21 protein-coding genes and 1 other RNA gene are annotated in these 21903 nt (G+C 66.0%); 15 read left to right on the top strand and 7 right to left on the bottom strand.

Annotation, left to right across the window (positions count from 1 at the left end; genetic code table 11):
• Positions 1–21: 21 nt before the first annotated feature.
• Both ACOGXH_RS10940 and ACOGXH_RS10935 read right to left on the bottom strand, forming a co-directional pair.
• Complete coding sequence (locus tag ACOGXH_RS10940; protein WP_419929141.1) at positions 22–1227, bottom strand: DegT/DnrJ/EryC1/StrS family aminotransferase; 1206 nt, start codon at positions 1225–1227, stop codon at positions 22–24.
• An 86-nt stretch (positions 1228–1313) separates the two neighbouring features.
• The gene (locus ACOGXH_RS10935; protein ID WP_419929140.1) at positions 1314–1889 is read right to left on the bottom strand and encodes a M48 family metallopeptidase; all 576 of its coding nucleotides are present in this window, start codon (positions 1887–1889) and stop codon (positions 1314–1316) included.
• Positions 1890–1986: 97 nt separating this feature from the next.
• Between ACOGXH_RS10935 and ACOGXH_RS10930 the strand changes: the two genes are divergently transcribed.
• Complete coding sequence (locus ACOGXH_RS10930; RefSeq protein ID WP_419929139.1) at positions 1987–3099, top strand: DUF1214 domain-containing protein; 1113 nt, start codon at positions 1987–1989, stop codon at positions 3097–3099.
• A gap of 36 nt (positions 3100–3135) precedes the next feature.
• Here the strand turns inward: ACOGXH_RS10930 and ACOGXH_RS10925 are convergent, their stop codons facing one another.
• Positions 3136–4290, bottom strand: coding sequence for an amidohydrolase family protein (locus tag ACOGXH_RS10925; RefSeq protein ID WP_419929138.1), 1155 nt, complete (start codon positions 4288–4290; stop codon positions 3136–3138).
• 66 nt (positions 4291–4356) lie between these two features.
• On the opposite strand from ACOGXH_RS10925, the gene ACOGXH_RS10920 reads away from it, so the two are divergent.
• From ACOGXH_RS10920 to ACOGXH_RS10895, 6 genes are all read left to right on the top strand, one after another.
• Positions 4357–4692, top strand: coding sequence for a hypothetical protein (locus tag ACOGXH_RS10920; RefSeq protein ID WP_419929137.1), 336 nt, complete (start codon positions 4357–4359; stop codon positions 4690–4692).
• Positions 4693–4743: 51 nt separating this feature from the next.
• Positions 4744–5610 carry an HpcH/HpaI aldolase/citrate lyase family protein gene (locus ACOGXH_RS10915; RefSeq protein WP_419929136.1) on the top strand — a complete coding sequence of 289 codons (867 nt, stop codon included), beginning with the start codon at positions 4744–4746 and terminating at the stop codon, positions 5608–5610.
• Positions 5611–5643: 33 nt separating this feature from the next.
• Positions 5644–6108 carry a pyridoxamine 5'-phosphate oxidase family protein gene (locus ACOGXH_RS10910; protein ID WP_419929135.1) on the top strand — a complete coding sequence of 155 codons (465 nt, stop codon included), beginning with the start codon at positions 5644–5646 and terminating at the stop codon, positions 6106–6108.
• Between the two features lie 107 nt (positions 6109–6215).
• Positions 6216–8579: a transglycosylase domain-containing protein gene (locus ACOGXH_RS10905; RefSeq protein ID WP_419929134.1), complete on the top strand. Its 2364-nt coding sequence runs from the start codon at positions 6216–6218 to the stop codon at positions 8577–8579.
• Between the two features lie 15 nt (positions 8580–8594).
• On the top strand, positions 8595–9317 hold the full coding sequence (locus ACOGXH_RS10900) for a zinc ribbon domain-containing protein (protein ID WP_419929133.1): 723 nt from the start codon (positions 8595–8597) through the stop codon (positions 9315–9317).
• A gap of 15 nt (positions 9318–9332) precedes the next feature.
• Positions 9333–9836 carry a hypothetical protein gene (locus ACOGXH_RS10895; protein ID WP_419929132.1) on the top strand — a complete coding sequence of 168 codons (504 nt, stop codon included), beginning with the start codon at positions 9333–9335 and terminating at the stop codon, positions 9834–9836.
• Positions 9837–9861: 25 nt separating this feature from the next.
• Here ACOGXH_RS10895 and rnpB read toward each other — a convergent pair.
• Positions 9862–10227, bottom strand: an RNA gene (gene rnpB, locus ACOGXH_RS10890) — RNase P RNA component class A.
• 62 nt (positions 10228–10289) lie between these two features.
• The gene (locus ACOGXH_RS10885; protein WP_419929131.1) at positions 10290–11729 is read right to left on the bottom strand and encodes an FGGY family carbohydrate kinase; all 1440 of its coding nucleotides are present in this window, start codon (positions 11727–11729) and stop codon (positions 10290–10292) included.
• Positions 11730–11774: 45 nt separating this feature from the next.
• Between ACOGXH_RS10885 and trpD the strand changes: the two genes are divergently transcribed.
• From trpD to ACOGXH_RS10845, 8 genes are read left to right on the top strand one after another with little or no spacing between them, the layout of a single operon-like run.
• Entirely contained in the window at positions 11775–12833 is a 1059-nt protein-coding gene (trpD, locus tag ACOGXH_RS10880; protein WP_419929130.1) for an anthranilate phosphoribosyltransferase, read from the top strand.
• Complete coding sequence (locus tag ACOGXH_RS10875) at positions 12830–14128, top strand: NYN domain-containing protein (protein ID WP_419929129.1); 1299 nt, start codon at positions 12830–12832, stop codon at positions 14126–14128. Before trpD ends, ACOGXH_RS10875 begins: the two co-directional genes overlap by 4 nt.
• Positions 14125–15180 carry a tRNA epoxyqueuosine(34) reductase QueG gene (queG, locus tag ACOGXH_RS10870; protein ID WP_419929128.1) on the top strand — a complete coding sequence of 352 codons (1056 nt, stop codon included), beginning with the start codon at positions 14125–14127 and terminating at the stop codon, positions 15178–15180. Before ACOGXH_RS10875 ends, queG begins: the two co-directional genes overlap by 4 nt.
• Before the next feature lie 2 nt (positions 15181–15182).
• The gene (locus ACOGXH_RS10865) at positions 15183–16325 is read left to right on the top strand and encodes a glycosyltransferase family 4 protein (RefSeq protein ID WP_419929127.1); all 1143 of its coding nucleotides are present in this window, start codon (positions 15183–15185) and stop codon (positions 16323–16325) included.
• Between the two features lie 59 nt (positions 16326–16384).
• A complete protein-coding gene (locus ACOGXH_RS10860) occupies positions 16385–16864 on the top strand; it encodes a hypothetical protein (protein ID WP_419929126.1) in 480 nt (159 codons plus the stop codon).
• Entirely contained in the window at positions 16857–17318 is a 462-nt protein-coding gene (locus ACOGXH_RS10855; protein WP_419930360.1) for an SRPBCC family protein, read from the top strand. Before ACOGXH_RS10860 ends, ACOGXH_RS10855 begins: the two co-directional genes overlap by 8 nt.
• A gap of 30 nt (positions 17319–17348) precedes the next feature.
• Positions 17349–18524, top strand: a complete 1176-nt coding sequence (locus ACOGXH_RS10850) for an aminotransferase class I/II-fold pyridoxal phosphate-dependent enzyme (RefSeq protein ID WP_419929125.1) — start codon at positions 17349–17351, stop codon at positions 18522–18524.
• A 13-nt stretch (positions 18525–18537) separates the two neighbouring features.
• Positions 18538–19569, top strand: a complete 1032-nt coding sequence (locus ACOGXH_RS10845; protein ID WP_419929124.1) for a 6-phosphofructokinase — start codon at positions 18538–18540, stop codon at positions 19567–19569.
• 39 nt (positions 19570–19608) lie between these two features.
• Here the strand turns inward: ACOGXH_RS10845 and ACOGXH_RS10840 are convergent, their stop codons facing one another.
• Together ACOGXH_RS10840 and ACOGXH_RS10835 are read right to left on the bottom strand one after the other, a co-directional pair.
• A complete protein-coding gene (locus ACOGXH_RS10840) occupies positions 19609–20445 on the bottom strand; it encodes a GerMN domain-containing protein (protein WP_419929123.1) in 837 nt (278 codons plus the stop codon).
• Complete coding sequence (locus ACOGXH_RS10835; protein ID WP_419929122.1) at positions 20442–21899, bottom strand: sensor histidine kinase; 1458 nt, start codon at positions 21897–21899, stop codon at positions 20442–20444. The genes ACOGXH_RS10840 and ACOGXH_RS10835 overlap by 4 nt, the downstream gene beginning before the upstream one ends.
• Positions 21900–21903 lie beyond the last annotated feature (4 nt).

The raw sequence follows: 21903 nt of genomic DNA, 5'->3' as shown, positions 1-21903 counted from the left end.
GGTTCTCCTTGATGGTGGGGTTCAGGTAGTGGTCAGGAACGTTTCTATCAGGCTGATCACGTAGCCGATGTCTTCGTCGTCGAGGGAGTGGTTCATGGGCAGCACCACACCTCGCTCCATGATTGCGTCGGCGTGGGGCAAACCGCCCTCGGGCTGGCGGAAGTCCACCCCGGCCATAAACGGCTGCCGGGTGGCGTTGCCGGTCCACACCGTGCGGGTGTCCACTCCATTGCCGTCCAAATGGGCCTGCAGGTCGGCCCGCACGAAGTCGGCGTCCGGGGCGATGGTGAGCGGATAGCACAGCCAGGCGGTGTCCAGCCCCTCGGTCTGGCGGGGGAGGCGGAAGCGGTCGGCGTGGGCGGAGAAGAACTCCGTGTAGAGGTCGAAGCTGCGGGTGCGCCGGGCGAAGTTGGCCGGAACCTTGTCGAGCTGCTGGCGGCCGAAGGCGGCCCCGATCTCGGAAGGCTCGAAATTCCAGGCCAGCTCGTCGAAGATGAACTGGTTGTCGTAGTGGATGCCGTCGAGGTCCTCCCAGAAATTCCGGTCCTGGCGCTTGGAGCCGTAGAAGTGCAGCTCGGAGCGGCGCCCCCAGCGGCGCAGCAGCAGACCACGGTCCCGCAGGTCCTCGTCATCGAGCAGCACCATCCCGCCGTTGCCCGCGCAGGTAATTATGTGAGAGGAGGCGAAGCTTGTGACGGTCAGGTCGCTGCGGGTGCCGGTGGGGGTTCCCCGAAGCACCGGGCCCAAGGCGTCGCAGCTGTCTTCGATGACGAACAGCCCGTGACGGTCGGCAATGGCTCGGATGGCGTCCCAGTCGGGGGCGTTGCCGATGAGGTTGGGGGCCAAGATGGCTCGGGTTTCGGAGCTGATGAGGCTCTCGATGGACTCGACGTCGATCTGGTAGGTGTCGGGGTCCACGTCGGCGAATGCCGGGACCAGCCCAGCTCGCACCAGCGGGGCCACATCGGTGGAGAAGGTCACCGCCGCGGTGATCACCTCGCTGCCCGGCGGCAGGTCGGCCAGCTCCACTGCCAAGTAGAGCGCCGAGGATCCCGAATTGCACATGAGCCCCCGCTGTTTGCCGAACCGCTCGGCCACCGCCCACTCGAAGGCGGTGACGTTGCGCCCTGGCCATAGCGCCCCCGCCCCGCTCCGCAGCACTTCTACTACGGCGTCGATCTCGGCCTCGTCGTGCACGCTGGCCGCATAGAAGATCCGCTCGCCCATCGGCCCTCAGTCTGCCCCACTCCCGCTGATGATTCGCGATCAGAACGCCGGGCCAGGGCGTGCGGTGATTGAGCTTTGCGAAGGGCTTAGACGGTGTGGCAGGGGTCGGAGTGGCCGGCCGACATGGCTTCGAGGAAGCCGGAGGCTCGCTCTTGGCGGGGGTAGCGGTTGGCCAATTCCCAGAATGCGGGGCTGTGGTTGGGCACAGAGAGGTGGGCCAGTTCGTGGACGATGACGGCGTCGAGCACCCAGGAGGGCACTCGGGCCAGCCGGGTGGAGATGCGGATGGTTCCCTGGGAAGAGGTGCACGACGCCCAGCGGTCGTTCTGCTCGGCCCAGGTGACCGACTCCGGCTGAGGCAGTCCGTAGCGGCGGGCCAGCTTGGTGGCCCGCTCGGCCAGGTTGACCCCGCCGGCCTCGGCCGCCCTTTTGCGTTCGAGGCGGGCTACCAGGTGGGCCACCATCTCGGCCTCGGCGTCGGGAGTCATCCCGGCGGGAACCCGAACCTCGATGCAGTCGGGCTGGACCTTGGCCGCAGCCGTCTTGCGGCGCTTCGGGCTGCGGATCACGCGGATGGGGAGCGGGGGCGGCGCCAGGGAGGCTGAGGCCGAATCGGCGTCAATCGCAGTGCCTACTGCCGTGTCCACGAGGGCTGAACTCACGGTGCGACCATATCTACGGGGGGTGACGGTTTGGTGGATGGTGGCGGGTTGAGGCTGCCGCGATATCGTCCCGGCGAAAGCCAAGGGGGAGATCGTTATGGCAGATCAGACCAAGACCCAAGCCGCGTGGGCCGACATGGTGGACGCCCTGGGACAGGTGAGTGAACGCTTCTGTGGCGAGGAGTGGGGGGTGTCTGGCGAGCAGGACATAGCCGACAGCCATCGCCTGGTGCTGCACATCCTCCAGTCGGCGCTGTTCGCCCACGCCGAGTTCGACCCGGAACGGCCGGTGTGGCGCCGTATCGTGTCGCCTACCCGCAAGTTCACCGGCGACAATGCCGATGCGGTGTATTTCGAGGCCCCGGTCAGAAGCGATCTGATCTATCGGGTCTCCGGCAACCTGGTCGGAGCGGTCTACACGTCGTTCACGGTGGAGTTGGGCACATCTGAGGGGCGATATGCCACCGGCACCGGCGGGGTGCTCAACGACGACGACATCGACGTCGATGCCGACGGCAACTACGAGGTGTTCCTCGGCGGTGAGCCGCGGGACCGGAACTGGCTGGACCTGCCCCCCGATGCGGGCCGGATCACCACCCGCCACTACTTCGAGGTGCCCAAGCCCTCGGCGGCCGATGAGTCGCTACACATTCCCCTTGCCATCGAGTGCCTGTCGCCGGTGGGGCCGGCCACGTTGTGGAACGACGAGACGGTGGCCGCGGCCATCGGCCGGGTGTCCAACCATGTGCTGGGCAAGACCCTTCAGCAGCCGATTCCCGGCACGTACCCCCTGCCCTCGTGGGTCAGCCGCGAGCCCAACGTTTTGCCCGACCCTCAGCCGCCCGGCACCATGGGCTTTGCCGCCTTCGACGCCTACTACACCATGGGCCGCTACGTGCTCGCCCCCGACGAGGCCTTGGTGATGACCGGGCGGTGGCCGGAGTGCAAGTTCGGCAACGTGTGCCTGTGGACCGCAGCCGGCCAGACCTACGACTACGGCAACCGCACCACCAGCCGCAACCGGGCCAACACCACCCTGGAGGCCGACGGCACTTTCAAGATGGTCATCGCCCACGAGGATCCCGGCGTGTACAACTGGCTGGACACCGAGGGCCGCCCCTCCGGCAGCATCTTCTGGAGGTTCTTCCTGCCCACCGGCTCGGTGGAGCGCATCGAGCCCAAACTGGTCAAGCTCGCTGATCTGCAATAGCAGCTGGGGTCAGCTCCCCGCCACAACAAGGCTCAATCAGCGCAACTCCGAGCTGAGAGCCGAAAGGGCATCCGCGTCGAATCCGTAGAGGTCGGCGGCGTTGCCCCCGACGAGACGGGCTATCTCGTCGGCGGATCTCTCGGCGAATTGCTGGTTCAGCATCTCCTGTGAGTTCGGCCAGGTGCCCTCGATATGGGGGTAGTCGGAGCCCCACATGAGATGGTCGGCGCCGAGTCGGTCCACCACGTCGACCTCGTCGGCGTCGGTGAACCCCGCACCCAGGTACACCTGGCGGCGGAAGTACTCGCTGGGCTTGAGCGGGAGGTCTCGGCGAAGCTGGTCGAACATCCGCAGCTCGTAGAAGTGGTCCAGTTCGTCGAGCGTCGCCGGAGCCCAAGTAGAACCCTGTTCGTTCATCACCATGCGCAGGCCGGGATGGCGCTCGAAGGCGCCGGACCACATGAGCAGCCAGAACGGGCGGTGGGCATACCAAGAAATCTCGGTGAGAAAGATGCCCAGCGAGCCGGTGAAGTCGCCGTAGTTGGGGGTCCAGCCCGAATGGGTGTGAACCGGCAGTCCCTCATCGGCGCAGGCCGCCCACACCGGGTCGTACCGGGGATGGTTATACAGGGGGTTGTCCCCCGTGCCGCTGCACAGCAGAACGCCACCGAACAGTCCCAAATCGCGCATCTGCTGGATCTCGCCCACGGTCGTGTCGATGTCGTCGACAGTGATCAGGCCCACCCCGGCACGGCGCCCGAGAGCGTCATTGCAGAAGTCGCCCAGCCAGCGGTTGTAAGCCCGGCAACCGGCCAGCCACAGGGCCGGGTCCTGCTCGTACTGGTAGGTCATAAGCCCAACGTCGAAGGGAGTGACGGTCGGGCCGCCCGCGCCGGGATACAACACTTCGGCGACGGTCCCATCGGCCTCGAGTTCCCGCAGCCGTCGGACCGAGTCCCAGCCCCCATCGACTCCGCCGGCGGCCACTTCCTCGATTTCGCCGAACTCCTCGAGAGCCTGGTCGCTGTAGATGGCGGCGCCGGTGTGCTCGGCCTTGCGCTTGTTCTTCATCTCGGTGTCGCCCAACCACTGGTCGTAGGCATCGTCGTAGCCGGGATCCAGGTACTGCCGGTAGGTGTCGGGCAGTGCACTGGCGTGGCAGTCGGCGGAGATCATCAGCTGGACGTGCATCTCCATACTTTGCCCGGTGCTGGAGGGGTGCGCGGAATCGGCCCGCCGGCGGGCGAGAATGTCAGGATGCAATTGCTGGGTCAGACCGAAGTGCTGCCCGACGGGCTGGACTGCGTCGACCCCGATCTACTGCAAGATCTTCGCAGCGGAGTAATCGACAAGATTCCCGAAAGCGCCCTCGACTGCTTGCCGCCCAATGTGCGCGACGACATTCCCCCCGAGCTGATCGATTTCGCCACCGCCAATCCTCAACTCGCCGTCCTGGCAGTGGTGGTTGCCGTGCTGGCCACGCTGGTGTTTCTGTACAAGCTGGCCAAGCGGGCCTTCTTTGTCGCCTTGGTCGCGGGAGCGGTCGCCGTCGCAGGATGGTGGTGGTGGCTCACGGAGCCCAATATCTTCTGACCATGGTCAATCGGCCGCATTGGACGATTTCCGCATCCGACCGGAGCCAGCATGGCTGAAACATCCCATCTTCAAGATTCGCTTCCCCGGATTCGAAGCCTGCTGTTCGCCCCGGCCAGCCGGCCTGACATGTGCGCCAAGCTGCCCCGTAGCAGCCCCGACGGCGTGGTGCTCGACCTGGAAGACGCGGTGGCATCCTCAGCCAAAGCCGAGGCCCGGTCCCAAGCTCGCGACGCGACGGTCGACCTGCGCGGTCTACGCCCCGACCTGGCCATATTCGTGAGGGTGAATCCGCCGAGCACCGAGTGGTTCGCCGGCGATGTTGCTGACGGACTGGGCGAGGAGTTGACCGGGGTAGTGGTGCCCAAGCTTGAGAGCGCGGCCCAAGTCGATGCGGTGCAACAGGCCTTGACCAAAGCGGGCCGGGACCATCTCCTGCTGCTAGCCGGGATCGAAACCGCAGCTGGGGTGGCCCACGTTGGCGATGTCTTGGAGCACCCCAGCGTTCACATTGCCTATTTCGGTGCCGAGGACTTCATCACCGACATGGGGGGTGTGCGCACCGACGACGGCCTCGAGGTGCTCTTTGCCCGCTCTCAGGTTGCACTGGCCGCCCGCCTGGCCGGAGTTCCGGTGCTCGACCAGGTGGTGACGGCGTTCGGCAACGACGAGCGCTTCTTGGCTGACGCCGCCGTGGGGCGCTCCATCGGCTACAGCGGCAAGCTCTGCATTCACCCCGCCCAAGTGCCCCTGGCCAACCGGAGCTTCTCCCCATCACCGGAGGAGAAGGAGCGGGCCCGAGCGTTGTTGGCCGTCTGGGATGCCGCCCAGGCCCGGGGTGAGGCGTCGGTGGCCTTCGAGGGCCAGATGATCGATGAGCCGCTCGCCCGCCGGGCCCGAGCCCTATTGGACGAATGACCGCCTCGCCAGGTGGTGTGAGAAGCTGAGCGCATGGCTAAGCGACGCGACAAGATCCGCCTGACCCCCGAAGAGCTCGACGTCTTCATCGAGGAGCAGAAGAGCCTCCAAGTGGCCACCCTCAACCAGGATGGGACTCCCCACCTGAGCACCCTGTGGTTTGCGGTGGTCGACGGCGACATCGTGTTCGAGACCTATACAAAGTCGCAGAAGATCAAGAACCTGGAGCGGGACAGCCGCATCGCCCTTTTGCTGGAAGACGGCCTGGAGTACGACAAGCTCCGCGGGGTGGCGATCAACGGCCATGCCGAGCTGCACACCGATCCCGAGGTGGTCCACCGTTATGCCTTGGAGGTGATGGACCGCAACAACCCCGAAATCGACCGGGAGATGCTGTCCAAAGCGGCCGAGAGCATGGCCTTGAAGCGCACCGCGGTGGTGGTCAAAGCCGAGAAGGTCATCAGCTGGGACCACACCAAGCTGGGCGGCAGCTACTGAGCGCGCACCTGCCCCTACCCCTCAGCCGGTAGCGTTGGGGGTCTGGGTACATATGCGGACCGCGTGAGTCCAATGTTTGTAGCGAGACCGGTAAACCTAGGGGTCTGGTGAAGGACTTTTTGAGGTGGCTGTCCCACCTGTTCCGGTTGGCCGTGCTCATGCCCATGCTGGCATTGGCCCTGGCCGCCACATTGTTCGTGGTCTGGCCCCCCACCGCCGACGTGCTGAGGTCGTGGGAGTCCACCCCGGTTGAGGTGAACCTCACCGAGGACGTGAGCCTGGATGAGCTTGCCATCCGGTCGTACGTCTACGACGCCAACCGCCAGATCATCGACGTCTTCAGCTATGTGGAGAACCGAGTGCTGGTCGACCTCGACGACATCTCCGAGGAGGTCAAGCACTCGGTGATCGCCATCGAGGACGAGAACTTCTACCTGCACACCGGCGTCGACCTCAGTGCGGTGTTCCGGGCTGGTCTCGAGAACGTGGGGGCCGGGGGCATCACCCAGGGCGGCTCCACCATCACCCAGCAGCTGATCAAGAACCTGGTGGTGGGCAACAAGGTAGAGGCCGAGCGCAAGCTCCAGGAGATGGCGATGGCCAAGCGCCTGGAACAGGAGATGGAGAAGGACGACATCCTCAACCTGTATTTGAACACGGTGTATTTCGGCCAGGGCGCCTATGGGGTCCAGGCCGCGGCCGAGGTGTACTGGGGGCTCGACGCCGCCGATCTGGGATGGGGGGAGGCGGCCCTTCTTGCCGCGCTCATAAGCAATCCCAGCAGCAACGAGCCCATCAACAACCCCCTGCGGGCCCTGCGCCAGCGGCGCATCGTGCTGAACCGCCTGGCCGAGCTGGGCTACCTCACCGAAGAGCAGGCCGACGCGTACCACCTCCAGCCACTGCCCAAGGAGGTCAACGAGATCGAGCTGCCCCCCAAGAGCTATTTCGTGGAAGAGGTCAAACAGCAGCTCTTGGACGATCCCCGGTATCTGGGGGGGAGCGCCGAGGATCGCTTCAACTTGATCTTCAACGGCGGCCTCAGCATCTACACCACATTCGATCCCGTCGCTCAGCAGCAGGCCGAGGCCGCGGTGGTCGCCACCCTGGCCGAATACAACGAGGGCGAGCACGGTGGAGTGGAGGCCACTATGGCCCTGGCCGCTCTCGAGCCCGACACTGGAGCGGTGCGGGCGGTGGTGGGCGGACCGGGATTCGCCCAAGACGAGGAGGAATTCAACCTGGCCACCCAGGGTTCCCGCCAGCCAGGGTCGGCGTTCAAGACCTTCGTGATGATGACCTTGTTCGAGCAGGGGTACCAGCCCAGCGACCGGATCAGCGGTCGGGGCCCCTGCCAGATCCCCAACCCCGGTGGTGTACCCGATCCCTATGTGGCCAACAATTTCGCCAGCTCGCCCGGGCAGGTGGACACCATCACCGACCAGATCCGAGTGTCCTCCAACTGCGCCTTCCTGCGGCTGGGCCGGGTGGCGGGGATTCAACCGGTTGTCGAAACCGCATCCAAGATGGGCATCACCACCGAGCTGGAGCCGGTGGCGTCGCTGCCGCTGGGTTCAGAGGAGGTCCACCCCATCGACATGGCGTCGGCCTACGGAGTCATCGGTACGGGGGGCATCCGCTACGAGCCGTACTTCATCGAGCAGATTGTCGACCGCGAGGGCAACGTGCTCTACCGCCATGAACTGTCGGGCCAGCGAGTGGTGTCGGAGCGCTCGGCATGCTGGGCTTCCGACGTGTTGGAGAACAACATGGTCAATGGCACCGGGCGCCGGGCCCAGCTGCCCCAGCAAGTCGCGGCGGGCAAAACTGGCACCACCGAGGAGTCGGCCGACGCCTGGTTCGTCGGTTTCACCCCCCATCTGGCCACTGCGGTGTGGCTGGGGAACCCCAATGAGCGAATTCCCATGCGCAAGGTGACCGGCAGCTCCTATCCGGCGGCGGCCTGGGGCCGGTTCATGACCAGCTATCACGAGGGCCTAGAAGTGGTCGACTTCCCGGGTTGCCCCCGAGAGCCTCGGATTAGCGAGTTGATCGAGCTTGAGGACGTGTTCACCGTGGGCGTCCCGTGTGCCACGCCGCTGTTGCCCGAGGACCCGTCGGTGGTCGTACCGATCATCGTGCCGGTGGACACCGACGGCGACGGCACCCACGACGCGTGCGTGGACTTGCTGTTAACAGAAGGCGTCGAGCCCTGCGGTTTCAGCGAGTTCGCGGTGGAGGGCGGAGATCCCATCCCGCTGTACTGCGGGACCCCCTCGCCCATCGCCGTGGAATGTCTCGAAGGACAGTTCCCCCTGGACTCGAACGACGACGGGGTCGCCGACACCTGCGTGGGGGAGGGGACCGGTACAGATCTTCCGGCCGACGTCGGCGACGAGCCTGAAACCGACGTCGAGTCCGAACCCGTTGACGATCCTGATCCGGGCACGGTGTCTGAACCCGAAGCTTGACCCTAAGATCGCATTGTGAGCGACGATCACTTCCAACGCCTGCTGTCGGTGCAGGATCACGACACTCGGATCGACCAGCTCCGCCACCGTTTCGACACGCTGCCCGAGCGGGCCGCGCTGGCCACCCGACAACAGGACAGCAAGAAGATCGTGAACCAGCGGGAGGCATTGCAGATAAGGCAGCTGGAGCTTCAGCGGAACCTCAAGCGGAACGAGGATGAGTTGGCTGCCTTGGAAGACCGGAGGAAGAAGGAGTACGACCGGCTGTATTCCGGAGAGGTCACCGGAACCCGAGAGCTGCTGACCCTCCAAGAAGAGGTGGACGGCTTGCGCTCTCGCTGCTCGGACATGGAAGGCGATGCCTTGGAGCTGATGGAGGCGATTGAGGGCATCGAGTCCGACGTGGTGACCTTGGGGTCTAGCCTTGAGGCCGCCGATGCCGAAGTGGTCTCCGCCCAACAGCAGTTGGCCGAAGCCGAAGCCACTGTGCAGGCCGAAATCGACCAGGAGACCGCCGCCCGCTCGACCGAGGCTGCTGAAATTCCCGAGACGGCCCTGGCAAGTTACGAGGCCCTGCGGTCTCGCATGGGCGGCGTGGCAGTGGCCCGACTCCGCAACGGCACCTGTGAGGGCTGCCATCTGGCGCTATCGGCCATGGAATTCGACCGCATCCGCCACGCACCCGCCGATGAGCTTTGCCACTGCGAGGAGTGCGGCCGCATCCTGGTGCGGACCTGACCATACGGCCAACCGGTGTTTTTCTGGTTTCTGGCCCTCAGCTTCGTGTTGGTGGCCTTGGTGTTCGACAGCCCGGCGCTGGACTACCGCATGGTGATGCTCGGCTCGGTACTGCCTATGGTCGAGCAGCTGGCCGGTGGTCCGTGGGCGCTGCACACCCTGTTGGCGCCGCTGGTGGTCCTGGTGGCGGTGATGCTGGCCACTCGGGGCCGCCGGCTGGCCCGCCGCCGTTGGCTGGGGCTGCCCATCGGGCTGTTCCTGTACTTGGTGCTGGATGGAGCTTGGCTGCGCACCGACCTGTTCTGGTGGCCGGTGTTCGGGGTGGATGTGGCCAGCGGCGACCTCCCCGAAGTCAAGCCGTTGGCCGCGCTGATCACGCTGGAATTGATCGGGCTGGCGGTGGGGGCCTGGGCGTTTCGCCGCTACGGCTTGGCTGATCGGGAGCGCCTGCGCCTGTTCGCCACCCAGGGCCGGCTGGATAGGGCCCGTATGAGCCGGGATCGGCCGCGACGGCGCTGAGCCCCACGGTCTTCCAACAAGCTGGACGGTGAGTCGGCCTGTAGGCGGGATTCTGTCCGGGTCCTGGCGGACCGTGGATGGCCATCCATCTAAGCGGCCTACCCGGGGACTGCCCCTGAAGGGGCGGTGGGCCACCGTGTCCCCTGCTTGGCCTTGCTCCCGGTGGGGTTTGCCGAGCGAGCCGGGTCACCCCGGCCCCTGGTGCGCTCTTACCGCACCGTTTCACCCTTGCCTGTACCCGGAAATCCGGGCCATCGGCGGTCTGTTCTCTGTGGCACTTTCCTTCGAGTCACCCCGACTGGCCGTTAGCCAGCACCGTTGCCCTGCGGAGTCCCGACCTTCCTCGACACCGAGGCCGAGACCTCGGCGCCGCGGCCACCCGGCCGACTCACCGTCTTCTCCAGTCTGCCAGCCCCTCTCATTGCGAGGCGAGAGGAATTTCGAGGCCGATGCCTAAAGGCCGATGTCGGAGAGCTCGGGGTACCAGCGGACAGCCCGCTGTACCGCTTCTTGCCAGCGATCGCGGTCTACCGCTCCCTGCGGCTCCACCACCGCCCGGGGCGTCCAGGAGTCGGCCACCTCCTGCCAGCTCGCCCACTGGCCCAGCGCCCGCCCGGCCAATACCGCCGCACCCAGCGCCGTGCCCTCCGGCACCGGGCACAACTCCACCGTTCGGCCCAGGGTATCGGCCAGGATCTGGTTGAAAACCGGATTCTGCGACATCCCACCGTCCACTCGGATCCGCTCGAATCGATAGCCGCTGTCAGCCTCGGCCGCTTCGAGCAGATCAGCGGCCCGGTGGGCCACACCCTCGAACACCGCCCGCACGATGTGGGCTGCGGTGGTACCCCCGGTGATGCCGAACAGCGCGGCCCGGGCCCCAAAGTCCCAGTAGGGGGTGCCCAGCCCGTACAAGGCCGGCACATAAACCACGCCGCCGGTGTCGTCTACGCTGCCGGCCATCGCGGTCGACTCGGAGGCATCGGCCAGCAAGCCAACGTCGTCGATCAGCCAACTCATGTTCGACCCGGCGGCAATCATAAAGGCCTCCACACCCCACACGATGGCCCCATCTTCCTGCCAGGCCACGATGGGGAACGTCCCCCGGTCGCTGCGCTTGTCGGCAATGGGCCTGCCCGGGCCGGTACACACGTCCAAGAAGGCCCCGGTGCCGAAGGTGAGCTTGGCCAGCCCCTCCAGCACGCAGCGCTGTCCGATAAGTGATGACTGCTGGTCACCGATGATCCCGGCTATCGGAGGCGACCCCGGCAGGGCAGTGGCAGCGCCCACCACTCCGGTGGAGTCCACGATCTCGGGCAGGCAGGCGGGTGGAACGCCGAGCAGGTCGACGATCTCGACTGACCAGTGAGTCCCGTCATTGCTCAGCATCCCGCTCATGGCCGCGTTAGAGGGGTCCACCACATGGTGGGCACCCTGCGAGAGGCACCAAACCGTCCAAGTGTCCACGGTGCCAAAGCACAGGTCGCGGGTTCGATCGGGGTCGTGATGGTCGAGCAGGTAGACCAGCTTGGTGGCCGACTCGTTGGGCACCATCTCCAGGCCCTCGGCCTGCCACGCCAGGCACTCGCCCACCGTGCGAAGGTCCTGCCACCCCAGCGCCGGACCCACTGGCTCGCCGGTCTTGCGGTCCCACACCATTGCGGTTCCCCGCTGGTTGGTCACGGCTACGGCATCCACACCCCCCACCTCGTCGATCACCTCGGTGGCCGACTGGAGGATGACCGCGGCCATCTCATTGGCGTCGAATTCCACCAGCCCGGGCTCGGGCATGTCGGGCGGGGTGCGCTCCTGGCGAAAGCAGATCACCCGGTGTCCGTCGGTCACCGCCGAACGGATGCTGCTGGTGCCCACGTCTATGACGCAGATGTTCATGAAAGAGATTGTGGCAGGGTGGCGACGATGGTCCACACTAGGACGATGAGCCTGGGCCAATACGGGGGATGGGCTGGGATATTCCGGCAACTGACCGCAGGAGGCAGCTTGACGACCGGTGCTGCCAACGCGGCCATGACCGAGATCTTGAGCGGCGAGGCCACTCCAGCCCAGATCGGTGGCTTCGTGATGGCCCTGCGGACCAAGGGCGAGACCGCGGAAGAGCTGGTAGGACTGTTGTCGGCCATGCGGGCGGCTGCGGAGACGGTCCCTGTGGACGTCGCAGGTCTCGGACTCATCGACACTTGCGGCACCGGCGGCGACAACAGCGGGAGCATCAACGTGTCCACTGCGGCGGCGTTGGTGGCGGTGGGCGCGGGGGCCAGAGTGTGCAAGCACGGCAATCGGTCGGCCTCTTCTCAATGCGGCTCTGCCGATGTGCTGGAGGCGCTGGGCGCGGTCATCGACCTGGGTCCCGAAGGGGTGGCCCGGTGTGTGACCGAGGCCGGTTTCGGTTTCTGTATGGCTCCTCGCTTTCACCCGGCCATGCGCCACGCGGGGCCAGCCCGCCGCGAACTGGCCGTGGCCACGGTGTTCAATTTCCTTGGCCCTCTGGCCAATCCAGCCGGGGTCAAGCGGCAGTTGGTGGGTGTGAGCGACCGGGCGATGGCCGAGATCATGCTGGAGGTGCTGGCCGCCACCGGGTCGGAGCGGGCGATGATCGTGCACGGCCACGATGGATTGGACGAGCTGTCGACTACCGGGCCGACCGACGTGTGGGAACTGCGGGATGGAGACCTGCATCGCCAGACGGTGGATCCCGCGGATCTCTCCTTGGCCCCGGCCAGCCAGGAGGACCTGGTGGGCGGCGATGCGGCCGTCAATGCCGACTGCCTGCGGCGGGTGCTCGACGGCCACCCGGGTGCCCACCGAGACATCGTGGTTCTCAACGCCGCGGCCGCGCTGGTGGTCGCCGAGGTGTCCGACTCGTTGGAAGACGGGCTAGAAGCAGCCGGCGCGTCCATAGACAGCGGTCGGGCCGGCCAAGCGCTCGAAGCGTTTGTCGCCGCCTCGGTTCAGGCCGCGGCCGAGGAGCAACGATGAAACCGGGGGATAGTCCTACGACTGAACAACTGAGAGATGTGCTCATGCAGTCGGTGGAAGTCGCTCGGGCCGGGCAGAAGGAGAAACCGCCGATAGACCCGCCCGCCCGATTGAAGCAAGTATTGACGTTCAAGAAGTTCAGCGAACGGGCCATGGACCAAGTGCGCGAGGTGGTGGAGTCCGACGAGGAGTTCCGAGATCGGGTGGTTGACGCCAGCTCCGAAAAAGACATGGGCCGGGTCGGCTGGCTTTGGCTGACCCGCCCCGACGGCTGGCAGCAGGAGTCCGCCGAGCTGACGGCGGAAGCCCAGCGCAAATCGGAAGCGGCTGCTGATGCCCAGAAAACCCAAGAGTTGGAGCAGCGGCTCCAGCGGGCTGAGGCCGCCCAGAAGAAGGCTGACAACCAGCGGGACAAGGCCAGTCGAGAGCGGGACGAGGCCCGGATTCAGGCTGCCCAGGCCCGCACCGAGGTCCGTCGGGCCGAAGAGGAGGCTCAGAGGCTGGTCGCCGAATTGGATCAGGCGAGGGCCGCCCTCGATGCCGCCGAGAGCAACTCGGCCCGGGCCCAGCGAAAGCAGAACCGCACCGACGAGAAGCTCAGGAGCGCTGTCGCCCAAGTTGACAGGTTGAAGAAGCAGCTGAGGGACTCCCGCGAGCAGCATGGCGAAGAGGTCAGCAGCCTCAAGGCGCGCTTGGCCGTCGCCGAGGACGAGGTGGCCATGGCCCGGGCGGTTGGATTTGAGCTCCCTCCAGAGGTTGAGCCCAAGCCTGCGACGCCCCTGTTGACCAAGCGCACGCCCGTCCCGATGCCCGGCGGGCTGCTCAATGACACCCCGGAAGCCGCGGAGTTTCTGCTTCGACAGGTGCCCGAAGTTGTGGTGTTGGTCGACGGCTACAACGTGACCTTCAAGAACTGGGAAAAACTCCCCTTACAAGAGCAACGGCACCGGTTTCTCCAAAAGATGGAGGAGTTGAGCGCCCGGTACACGGGGGCGGAATTCGTGGTGGTATTCGACGGCACCGAGACCGACTACGACTACATCTCCACCACCGCCCGCTCTCTCGGGGTGACCGTCCGCTTTTCCCAGCCAGGGGTGACCGCCGACGACTACATCATCAACCAGTGCGATTCCCATCCGCTGTCGCGGCAGCTTGTGGTGGTCTCTGAGGACGGCGAGGTCCGCGAACGGGCCAGAGACCGAGGGGCCAACCTCGTCCACCCCCGCAAGCTGCTGGAGATCATGGGCCTCGAGGTGGAATACCCCGATAGCTGGACGGGATTTGGAGACCGGTGAGCGCCATCAGCGCCGATGAGGTGATCACCGCTGGCTTGGCGGCTGGACTCGACGCCGTAGGGATAGCCCCGGCCGACCCTTTCGAGTCCACCCGGGCCACCCTGGTGGACCGGCGCGAGCAGGGCCTGCACGGTGGTATGGCGTTTACCTATCGGAACCCCGATCGCTCCACCGACCCGGGCCGAACGGTGGGCGGGGCCCGATCCCTGGTGGTTGGGGCCCTCGGCTATCGGCGCGCCGCCTCAGCACGGCCCGACCGGGCTGTGGGCCGGGTGGCTGCCTACGCCCGCCGAGACCACTATGCAGAGCTGCGAGACGCCCTCAGCCAAGTCGCCGATCTGCTTCACGGAGCTGGGCACAACGCCGCAGTGGTGGCAGACGACAACGCCCTGGTGGACCGGGAGGCGGCCAACAGGGCCGGGCTGGGCTGGTACGGCAAGAACAGCAACATCCTGCTTCCGGGGAAGGGAAGCTGGTTCGTGCTGGGGACGGTGATAACCACCGCTGAGCTGGATCCGTCGACCCCAGTGCCCGACCAGTGCGGCCCTTGCCGCCGCTGCTTGGACGGCTGTCCGACGGGGGCAATCGTGGCTCCCGGCGTCGTGGACGCCCGGAGGTGCCTGGCATGGCTGGTGCAAGCCGATGGTGATTTCCCCCTTGAATTCCGAGAGGCGCTGGGCGACCGGATCTATGGCTGCGACGACTGCCAAGAGGTGTGCCCGCCCAACCGGCTGGCTGAGTCGGACCAAACCAGGGCCGCAACTGGCGACGGCGATCGGGAAGATGACACCCCATGGGTAGACCTTGTGGAGCTGCTGCAATTGGACGACGACGAGCTGATGGCCCGCTACGGCCGCTGGTACATCCCCAAGCGCGATCCCCGCTATGTGCGGCGCAATGCCCTGGTCGCGCTGGGGAACTCCGGACGGGGGACCGACCCCGAAGTGGCCGGCACCGTACACCGCTATCAGTCGGCATCCGATCCCATGCTGGTGCGCCACGCCGATTGGGCGGCTTCCCGCCTCGGAATCACCGCTGCGGAGGCGGTTTGAACATGCCCCGCCATCTGTTGGTCACCAACGACTATCCCCCCAAGCTCGGGGGCATCCAGAACTACCTGTGGGAGCTGTGGCGCCGACTGCCCCCAGAAGAGGTCTGCGTGCTGACCCGCTCCCATCCCGGAGACTCGCAGTGGGATGCGCAGCAGAACCACCAGGTGATCCGCTCGCCCCGCCAGTTCCTTCTGCCTACTCAGGACATGGCGGTGGAGATATCCGAATTGGTCGCCGAAATCGACGCCGAGCTGGTTCTCTATGACCCCGCGGTTCCCCTGGGTTTGCTGGCCCCCCGGCTTCCCCATCCCTATGGCGTGATCCTCCATGGTGCCGAGGTCACCGTTCCCGGACGACTGCCGGGAAGCAAGCAGATGTTGGCCAAGGTGTTGCGGGGCGCCGAGGTGGTGATCACCGCTGGCCGATACTCGGTGGACGAGGCCGAACGCGCCGCCGGTGGACCGCTGCCCGCAGTGATCGTGCCGCCGGGGGTCGATGTCGACCGCTTCAAGCCGCTGGATGCGGCTCAAAGGCGGGCGGCCCGCCTTCGATTCGGTCTTCCGGTCAACGCCCCGGTCGTGGTGTCGATCAGCCGGTTGGTGCCCCGCAAGGGCATGGATGTACTCATTTCGGCATCGGCCCGGTTGGCTGACCGCCATCCGGGGCTAACCCTGGCGGTGGCCGGGGCCGGCCGGGATAGGGCCCGCTTGGATCGGATGATCGGGACCACGGGGGCACCGGCCCGCCTGCTGGACCGGGTGGCCGATTCAGACCTGCCCGACCTCTACGGCTGTGCCGACGTGTTTGCCATGGTGTGCCGGCAGCGCTGGGGAGGTCTGGAGCAGGAGGGATTCGGCATCGTGTTCTTGGAGGCCGCGGCCGCCGGGGTGCCGCAACTTGCCGGGGATAGCGGAGGGGCGGCTGAGGCGGTGGAGCACGGCCGAACCGGACTGGTGGTGCAGAAGCCCAGTCAACTGGACGCAGTAACCGCATGTCTGGACACCCTGCTGTCGGATCGGATTCGCCTTCAGCGGATGGGCTTGGAGAGCCGGCTGAGGGCAGTGGCCGAGTTCTCCTATGACCACATGGCCGAGCGGCTTCGAACCGTGATAGCCGAGGTCGTCGCCCGGCGAAAGAACCGATGATGGCGCGGCGCGGTCGCCTCACGGGGTGAGTGATTCCATTGTCTTGGCGAAATCGGTTGGTGCCACCGGAGGTCGAGGGCCCGGCCCTCCTCCAGGCCTGCTGGGCGGGTACCTGGGTGTTCACCGCCATCGCCATACTCACCACCGCCTTTCCCGATCCGATGGCGGTGCCCATAGCAGTGGTGTCACTCGGGCTGCTGGCAATCGGGTGCTGGGCCATGCTCTGGGCCTTCCAGCGGGCCTTGCAGCGCAGCCGCTACGAGTTGATCGGGGTGGGGGGACTCTATTTCCTGGCCGGATGCGCGCCCCGCTCGGTGCGGCTCTCGATGATGGCCGCTCTGGCTGTGCAATTTATTGTGGCTTTGGCCGCAGCCTCGGTGCGTCCGTTTACCGCATCTGCATTCGGTATCCTGGTACCTGTCTATGCGCTGGGTTTGTCTGGCGCATGGGGTGCCAGACACGGGACATTCCCGCCCCGGCTCCCCGACGGCACAAATTCAGAACGCGGCGATCCCAACAGGAACGGTGACGATGTTTGACCAGGCCACCAAGAGCATCACCATTGAGGCGTCGCCCGCGCGCTGCTTCGAGGTGGTGTGCGATTTCGAGTCTTATCCCGAGTGGGCCACCGAAGTGAAACAGGTCGAGGTGATCCGACGGGACGACGACGGTAGGGGCGGCTTGGTGTCATTCAGGGCTGCGGCCATGGGACGCAGCACCAGCTATTTGCTGGAGTACTACTACGGATCCAACCCCCTGCGGGTTTCCTGGCGATTGGTGCAGGGGGATCTGACCCGGCGCCTCGACGGGGAGTATTGCTTCAATGCGGTGCCCGGCGAGCCGGATCGAACCGAGGTCTCCTATCACCTCGCCGTCCAGATGGTGATGCCGCTGCCCGGTTTCGTCAAGCGCAGGGCCGAGGCCCGGATCATGCAGACCGCGCTGGAGGATCTGCGCAGCCGAGCCGAATCGGGCGTCGGGAAACTCCTCTGAATTCGCCCCCTCAGAAAGTAGATTGGACCTGTGGAGTTCCGACGGATCAACAACCTGCCCCCGTACGTCTTCACCATCATCAATGAACTGAAGGTTGAAGGTCGCCGAGCCGGCCACGACGTCATCGACCTGGGATTCGGCAATCCCGATCTCCCTTCGCCGGATATTGCAGTGGAGAAGTTGGCGGAAGCCACCCGCAACCCCCGCAATCACCGCTACTCGGCCAGCCGGGGCATCCCCAAGCTGCGTGAGGCAATCGCCGGGTACTACGCCCGGCGGTTCGGGGTGTATCTCGATCCCGACACCGAGGTGATCAACACCATCGGGGCCAAGGAGGGGTTCTCCCATCTCATGTGGACCCTTCTCCAGCCCGGCGACGCCGCCTTGGTGCCATCTCCCTCCTATCCGATCCACCTCTATGCCCCGCTGTTCGCCGGGGCCGAGGTGCGGGAGATCCCGTTGAGCACCGGCACCGACTTCTTCGGAACGATGCAGGAGCGCTGGCGCTACTCCTGGCCCAAGCCCCGCATCATCGTGCTCTCGTTTCCCCACAACCCCACTACGGCTTGTGTCGACTTGGAGTTCATGGCTGGCGTGGTGGCCTTCGCCAAGGAGCACGATGTGCTGCTGGTCCACGATTTCGCCTATGCCGATCTGGGCTACGACGGCTACCTGCCGCCTTCCATCATGCAGGTGGAGGGGGCCAAGGACGTGGCGGTGGAGCTTTATTCCATGACCAAGTCATTCTCCATGGCCGGTTGGCGGGTGGCGTTCATGGTGGGAAATCCCCAGGTGGTGGCGGCGCTGGCCAAGCTCAAGTCCTACTTGGACTACGGCACCTTCCAGCCCATACAGATCGCGGCCACGGTGACCCTGAACGAGGCGCCTGGGCACCCCAAAGAGGTGTGCGACATCTACCAGAGTCGCCGCGACGCCCTGTGCTCGGGGCTGAATCGAATGGGGTGGGAGGTGGAGCCACCCAAGGGGACCATGTTCGTGTGGGCCAAGATCCCCGAGCCCTATCGGGAGATGGGCTCGGTGGAGTTCGCGTCCTGGCTGGTCCGCGATGCCCGGGTGGCGGTGTCTCCTGGGGTGGGATTCGGTCCCGGCGGTGAGGGCCACGTGAGATTTGCGCTGATAGAGAATGAGCAGCGCACGGCGCAGGCCGTCCGCCAGCTGCGCCAATCGCTGGCCAAGCTGGATTAGGGGCAAGCTTCCCATGAGAGTCGGCCTTTTGACCGGGGGAGGTGACTGCCCGGGTTTGAACGCCGTTATCCGGGCCATCGTGCGCAAGGCCGAACGCCACTACGGCGACTCGGTGATCGGCTTTCTGGACGGCTGGCGAGGGGTGCTCGAGGGCGAGTTCATCGAAGTGGACGTGGAGTACATGCGGGGAACCCTGCCCCGGGGGGGCACGGTGTTGGGCACCTCTCGGATGTCTCCCCGAATGTACGACGACGGGATCGAACGAGTGCGAGCCACTATGGAGTCCACCGGCACCGAGGCGTTGATCGTCATCGGGGGCGAAGGAACCCTGTCGGCGGGTGTGGGGGTATACGAGGCAGGCGCAGCCAATGTTGTTGGCGTGCCCAAGACCATCGACAACGACATTGGGCTCACTGAGCTGACCTTCGGTTTCGACACTGCGGTGGAGATCGCCACCGGGGCCATCGACCGACTGCATACCACCGCGGAATCGCACGACCGGGTGATGGTGGTGGAGGTTATGGGCCGCAACGTGGGGCATATCGCCACCTGGGCCGGCATTGCCGGAGGGGCGACCCTCACCTTGATTCCTGAGGAGCCCTTCGACATCGACGCGGTGGCCGAAGCCATCACTCGGCGCCACCAGCGGGGCCGGTGGGCGTCCATCGTGGTGATAGCCGAGGGGGCTCGGCCCAAGGAGGGCACTTTGGAGCTGCCCGAGCCGGAAATCGATGAATTCGGCCATGTCCGGCTGGGGGGAATCGGCCAGTTAGTGGCCGCGGAGATCGAGGCCCGAACCGGATTCGACACCAGGGTCACCGTGCTGGGCCACATTCAGCGGGGTGGCACCCCCTCGGCATTCGACCGAGTTCTGTGCTCCTGGTACGGCATCGCGGCCATCGACGCCGTCCACGACAGCGACTGGGGGTCGATGGTGGCCTTCCAAAACGGCGAGATGGCCCGAGTGCGGCTGGCCGACGCGGTGGCCGAGTTGAAGCCGGTCAGCCCCGCTCTCTATGAGGTGGCCCGAGCTTTCTTCCCCTAACTGCCCTAACTGGGAGGCGCCAGCAACCGCCACCGGCAGCTAGTTGTCACCGAAATCCAGTCTGAAGTCTGGGGGCAGTCCGGGCGGCAGAGTGGGGGTGGGCTCAGGGGTCGGGGTCGCCACGGGAGTGGGCGGGGTTGTCGGTGTGGGTATCGGAGTCGCTGGCGGCGCAGTGGGAGTCTCGGGCGGCGGCGTCGGCGGAAGGGTCTCAGTCGGCGTGGGCTCGGGCGTGGGCTCCGGCTGGTATTCGGGATCCAGCGAGTAGAAGTCGTCCCGGGTAACAGGCAAGTCGCTCTCCCCGCTGTCGGTGGGAAGCGGCACAGGATTGTCGTTCAACAGCAGTGAGAATCGGGTCGAGCTGGTGTTCTCGGTGGCGGTGAACACCAGCTGGGCTACTGCGAGCTGGCGATTCTCGCCCTCCAGGCGCTCTTCGAATACCTCGGACTCCAACGCCACGGTCACCATGTCGCTGGACTGGTCAACGTTCACCGCCACCACCTCGACGTCGGCCGGCAGGGCCGTGGAGAGGGCTTGATTGGATTCAGCCTCATTGGGGGCCGAGAACAGGGCTTCCAACACGGCGCTGGGACGGGCCGGGCTGGCCACATTGCGCACGACTGGTGACAGCAGGTTGTTCTCGTCGATCAGGTAGATGAGCACTTCTTGGGTGATGAGCGGCGTCGGTTCGGGCGATTCAGTGGGCGCGGCCAGCACATCGGGAAGCCGTGAATAGTCAACGGTGCGGGGACGACTGTCCTCGGGCACCGAGCAGCCCGTGGCCATTAGCAGAGCCGCAGCCAGCAGCAGAGCAGCGGCCGACAAGAGAGTTGCGGCCTTGGCCCCACCCCGGCGCAGCAGTGTGTTCGACATGTTCATGGCACGGCTATGGGGAGATGGACAACGAATCTGGTCCCCGGCTGACCGTCGGGTCGATCCTCACACCAGACCCGGCCCTCGTGGAGTCGGACGTGCTCGGCCACCAGTGCCAGTCCCAGTCCCACCCCGGTGGAGGTTCCCCGCTCGACCGTCTGGCGGCCCCGGGAGAAGCGGTCGAAGATGTGCTCCTTCTCGTCATCGGCCACACCGGGACCGGAGTCGTCTACCGCGATCACGACCTCCTTCATTTGGTGGCCGAGAGTGATCCTGACGGCTCCTCCGGCGTATTTCTGCGCATTGCTCAGGAGATTGTCGATGACCTGCATCATCCGCCGCTTGTCGGCCCGCACCCTGGTCCGAGCGGTGACCAGATCGCACACAATGGGGATCTCGACCGGGCTGGTGGCCGACACCGCATTCTCCACGAACTCCAGCAAGTTGAATACGTCCAGGTCGAGCTCGGCGGTGCCCACGTCGAAGCGGGAAATCTCCAGCAGGTCCTCCACCAGGTGCTCGAAGCGGTCGACGTCCTCAGTCAGCAGGTCCAGGGCGGTCCGGGCCCGTTCCGGCAGCTCGGCCCGGCGGGTGTTCATCACTTCCACCGAGGCGGAGAGAGTCATCAGCGGCGATCGCAGCTCATGGCTCACTTCGGACGCGAATCGCTCGTCGCGGGCGATCCGATCTTGGAGCGCTCCCACCATCTCGTTGAAGGAGTCGGTGAGCGCGACCAGCTCCCGGGCGGCTCCGGCCTCCAGCCGGGTGCTGAGGTCGCCTCGGGCAATGGACTGGGCCGCCGCGCCGATATCCACCAGCGGCCGCAGCAGACGGCGGCTGGCCCAGAAGCCCACTCCAGCGGAGGCCAAGGTCACGCCTCCGCCCGCGCTGGCCAGGATCAGGCCCAGCGAGCCCAGCGTGTCCTCGATCTCATCCAGGGGCGTGGCCTCGTAGTAGGAGGCGTTGTGGCCGGGAATCGGGATTCCGATCACCAAGAAGGGCTTGTCCCTGACCCGGTAGCGCATGCGCGCCGGGGTGCCCCCCTCCACCGTTCGGCGGAGACGCTCGTCGATATCGCCCTGCTCGAATTCGAAGGACGGCTGGAACCAATCGCTGCCCACCCGCAGCACCGGTCGGGAGCCCTCGGGGGTGGCCAGCGTGCTGACCAGGTTCTGGAGGGCCTCGGATTCGATATCGGGGCTGAGGCGGCGGTTCACCACCGAGGCGTTGAAGCCCACTGTGGCCAGGGCGTCGTTCTCTCTCCCGTTGAGCAGGTTCTGGCGGGTCAGCGCGAACACGGTGACGCTGAGCAGTGCCGACAGGAGCAGCGTGGTCAGCACCAGAGCCAGGATGATGCGGGTGCGCAGCCTCAGCCTGCGAGCCCGCGAGCCCGCTCGGTGCCAGATGCGGGAGAGAAATCCCAGATTGGGGGCCGCGGCACCCTCTTCGGGCCAGGACATTCGC

This window comes from Candidatus Poriferisocius sp., assembly GCF_965208355.1.
In the GTDB taxonomy this organism is placed as follows: Bacteria; Actinomycetota; Acidimicrobiia; order Acidimicrobiales; family Bin134; genus Poriferisocius.
The sequence above is the reverse complement of the archived record's forward strand: the minus strand, read 5'-3'. Positions and strand labels throughout refer to the sequence as shown.